Source organism: Anaerotignum sp. (assembly GCF_045122575.1).
Lineage (GTDB): Bacteria > Bacillota > Clostridia > Lachnospirales > Anaerotignaceae > Anaerotignum_A.
This window is the reverse complement of record NZ_JBGVHV010000089.1, coordinates 1-3,850: the sequence shown is the minus strand read 5'-3', so window position 1 is coordinate 3,850 and position 3,850 is coordinate 1. Positions and strand designations below refer to the sequence as shown.

At 47.9% G+C, this 3,850-nt stretch carries 3 protein-coding genes and 1 tRNA gene; 2 read left to right on the top strand and 2 right to left on the bottom strand.

Annotated features, from left to right (window positions below):
* Nucleotides 1–97: 97 nt before the first annotated feature.
* Nucleotides 98–1,525 carry a polysaccharide deacetylase family protein gene (locus ACJMLT_RS04005; protein WP_405726942.1) on the top strand — a complete coding sequence of 476 codons (1,428 nt, stop codon included), beginning with the start codon at nt 98–100 and terminating at the stop codon, nt 1,523–1,525.
* A gap of 51 nt (nt 1,526–1,576) precedes the next feature.
* On the opposite strand, the gene ACJMLT_RS04000 is transcribed toward ACJMLT_RS04005, so the two are convergent.
* The gene (locus ACJMLT_RS04000) at nt 1,577–1,981 is read right to left on the bottom strand and encodes a metal-dependent transcriptional regulator (protein ID WP_405726939.1); all 405 of its coding nucleotides are present in this window, start codon (nt 1,979–1,981) and stop codon (nt 1,577–1,579) included.
* 548 nt (nt 1,982–2,529) lie between these two features.
* Here ACJMLT_RS04000 and ACJMLT_RS03995 point away from each other — a divergent pair.
* Entirely contained in the window at nt 2,530–3,642 is a 1,113-nt protein-coding gene (locus ACJMLT_RS03995) for an aminotransferase class I/II-fold pyridoxal phosphate-dependent enzyme (protein ID WP_405726936.1), read from the top strand.
* A gap of 70 nt (nt 3,643–3,712) precedes the next feature.
* On the opposite strand, the gene ACJMLT_RS03990 is transcribed toward ACJMLT_RS03995, so the two are convergent.
* A tRNA-Arg gene (locus ACJMLT_RS03990) sits at nt 3,713–3,785 on the bottom strand.
* Nucleotides 3,786–3,850: the final 65 nt, after the last annotated feature.

The window sequence follows — 3,850 nt, the reverse complement described above, 5'->3', positions numbered from 1 at the left end:
GCCCTGCCCAAGCCATCCAGTATGGCAAAAAGACCGCCAACCGCGGCCGCTATGTACACCCGATTTACCAAACAGAAGAGAATGGAGAAATGACTGAATGAAAATGAAACGCATCCTTGCTTTCTTTTTGACTATGATCATCACGACAGGCTTCTGCGGCTGCAGCGCCTCCGCAAAAAGTCTGGTGAACACCAACCAGAAGCGCATAGACGAAATGCTTCTGAAGGGAAATTCCTACTGGGAAGGACAGACCTCCCATGAGGGCTGCGAATCCGTGACCGTGACGGAATATATCCGCCCCCTGTCCTACATCCTGCAGTATCCCAAAACAGGCTATCCCGAAACCGATGCCCGCATTGAGGCCATCGTAACAGACATCCGAAATGCCTTCGATCAGGAATATCTGATCCCTCCCGCGCCAAAAGGCGAAACCAGACGAGACGATAAAAAAGAGGCGACCCTTTATCTGGGCTATGAAACCTACCTGACCGATGAAAACCACATGAGCCTGCTGTTTTTCGAAACCCACGAAGTGGAAACAGAACTGTCTCCCCACACCCGTATTCAGGCCTTCCATTTTGATCTGAATGAAGATAAGGAAGTGGCTGCAGAAGAACTGATGTGGGATCAGTTCCGGGAAAATGCATCCCGTTATACGCAGGAATATTTCACTTCCGATGAAACCTATAGCAAACGGATCTTCGGCAATTATAAAACCCTGCTGGCTCCCGAAAACGGCCGCTTTGACCGTTTTGCCTTCACTGCCGAAGGGGTATTGTTCCATTTTGACCGTTATGATATCTTCCCCGGCAGCATGGGCATCGTTTCTCTGACGATCCCCTACGCGGATATGCGGACAAAAGCCCCCGCTCCTGCGGAAGAAACCGAAAAACTGCCGACAGCTGTGACCAACAAAAAAATGGTGGCCCTCACCTATGACGACGGCCCCAATCCCGTACATACCAACACCATTCTGGATATTCTGGAAAAATATGATGCCAGAGCCACATTCTTCGATCTTGGCTATCTGGTGGAAAGATATCCTGACGTGGTAAAACGGGAAGATGCACTGGGCTGTGAAGTTGCCAGCCATTCCTGGGATCATGCCAACTTCAACAAACTGACAGAAGTGCAGATCAAGGAAGATCTGGCAAAGACCGACGCCATCTTCCAGAAGGTGCTGGGCCGCTCTCCCGACTCTTTCCGTCCTCCTTACGGCAACTGTGACGATCATGTGAAAAATCTGATCCCTATGCCCATCTACCTCTGGTCTGTAGATACGCTGGACTGGAAGAGCAGAAACGCCGATGCCGTTATGGAAGAAGTGAAAAAAATCGGTGATCTGGATGGCAAGGTCATCCTGCTGCACGGCATCTACGGTTCCACTGCAGAAGCTACCGCCAAACTGGTGCCCTATCTGCAGGAAGCCGGCTATGAGCTGGTGACTGTTTCCGAACTGGTGGAAGCCAAACACGGAGACACTCCTGAAAAAAGTAAAATTTACGGTTACTTCTACTTCCAGTAACAGAAATTTCCCCGTACGCAAAAATCCCGCAGACAATATCTGCGGGATTTTTTATCTTTCAATTTCATTTTCCGGTTCATGGCTCAGTTCGTGCCATTTTTCATGGTGACGCTTCATGCATTCAAAACTTTCTTCACTGAGAATATGTTCCATGCGGCAGGCATCTTCCATAGCAGTTTCCCTGCTCACGCCAATGTGCATCAGCCAATGGGAAATGACACAATGCTTTTCGTAAGTATGCTCTGCCACCGCTCTGCCCTTTTCTGTCAGAACGATCCGCCCTTTATCTTCAATCTGTACATATCCTTCCGCCTTCAGTTTTTTCATGGCATTGGAAATCGAGGGTTTGGAAAAACCCAGTTCTGTTGCCACATCAACGGAACGTACAAAACCTGTTTTCTGATCCAGTACATAAATGGTTTCCAGATAATTTTCCATGGATTCCTGTATTTTCATCGACCCACCTTACCTTTCCTAATTCCTTTTATGGTATCAAAAAAACACCTGATTGACAATATTTTTCTATTCTGGCTATCCCTTTCCCCTACTTTTTCTAATTTCTAAGGGAATGTCTGCAACTTTGTATTGATATTTTATTCAACTTATTGTATGATGTTCGTAAGAATAAACAATGACAGACAAGCATCAAACACGTTGTTGTTTTGATGCTTTTTCTGTAATGACAATTGCTTGCTTCTGTAGTTTGAGGTTTTTCTCCTAACTTCAAACTATTTTGAATCAAACTTTTCATCTCTTCTTGTCGTTGCTTCCCAAGCACAACAGAACGCCCCCTAACAGTTCTTTTGTGTGGCAATGACAACCCTTACACGGCGTCTTCTCCCCCAAGAAGACGCCGTTCCCCTTTTTATGGAAAAACCAAAAAATAAAAAAAAGTTCATTTTTATGCATATTTCACTGTACGAAATTAACCTTCCCCTTCCTTTACCCTTGTAGTATGATAAAGGATGGCAAGGCCAATATCAAAACAGAAAGAAGGTTTTCTTATGTATAGAACATTATCCTCCCCCCAGGGCGGCCGTATCATTCTGGACGGCAGAGAAGTCATCAACATGGCTTCCAACAACTATCTGGGTCTGGCAAACCACCCCGACGTGGTGGCTGCTGCCAAGGATGCCATCGACAAATATGGCGTGGCTACAACCGCCAGCAGAAATATCTGCGGCAACTATCCTGTTCATGACGAACTGGAAGAAAAACTGGCAAAATTCAAAAATGTAGAAGCAGTTCTGGTATTTAACTGCGGCGTTTCCGCTAACTCCGGCCTGATCCCTCAGCTGGTGGGCAAAGGCGACTTCATCTACAGCGACGAACTGAACCACGGCTCCATCATCGACGGCTGCCGTCTATCCGGCGCAAAGATCAAAGTATTCCGTCACATGGATATGGCTCATCTGGAAGAACTGCTGAAAGAACCCGTTGAAGGCAAAAAACTGATCATCACAGACGGCGTATTCAGTATGGACGGCGATCTGGCTCCTCTGCCCGAAATGGCAGATCTGGCAGAAAAATACGGCGCTGAACTGGTGGTAGACGATGCCCACGGCGACGGCGTTATGGGTCCCTGCGGCAGAGGTACCGTTGACCACTTTGGCCTGAGAGACCGCATCCGTATCGAAACCGGCTCTCTGTCCAAGGCTTTCGGATCCGCCGGCGGCTTTGTGGCCGGCCCCAAAGATTTCATCGAAGCATTAAGACCAAAGGCAAGAAGCTTCATCTTTACTGCTTCTCCCATGGCTCCCTGCCTGACCGCTGCAGCAGCAAAGGCCGTTGATCTGGTTCTGGAAAACACAGAACTGGTAGACAGACTTTGGGATAACCGTAATTATTTTGCAGAAAGACTGGAAAAACTGGGTCTGAATATCGGCACATCCGTTACCCCCGTCATCCCCATCATCGTAGGCGATGCGGAAAAAGCACAGGAACTGAGCAGAATGATGTATGAAAGAGGCGTTTACGCACAGGCACTGCAGTTCCCTATGGTGCCCAGAGGTACAGCCCGCCTGCGTACCATCATTTCCGCAGACCATACCAAAGAAGATCTGGATCAGGTTCTGGCGGCAGTGGAAGAATGTGCCAAGGAACTGGGTCTGATCTGATACAGACAAACCAATCGAAAATTCCATACAAAAAAGACACAAACGAAATCGTTTGTGTCTTTTTCTTTTCCGCACCCGACAGGAATCGAACCTGCGGCCTTTCGGTCCGGAGCCGAACGCTCTATCCCCTGAGCTACGGGTGCTTATGTATGGGGCCGTGGTGACCACAGCCCCGTTTCTTATTTTACCTGTTACCGGAAAGGATGTC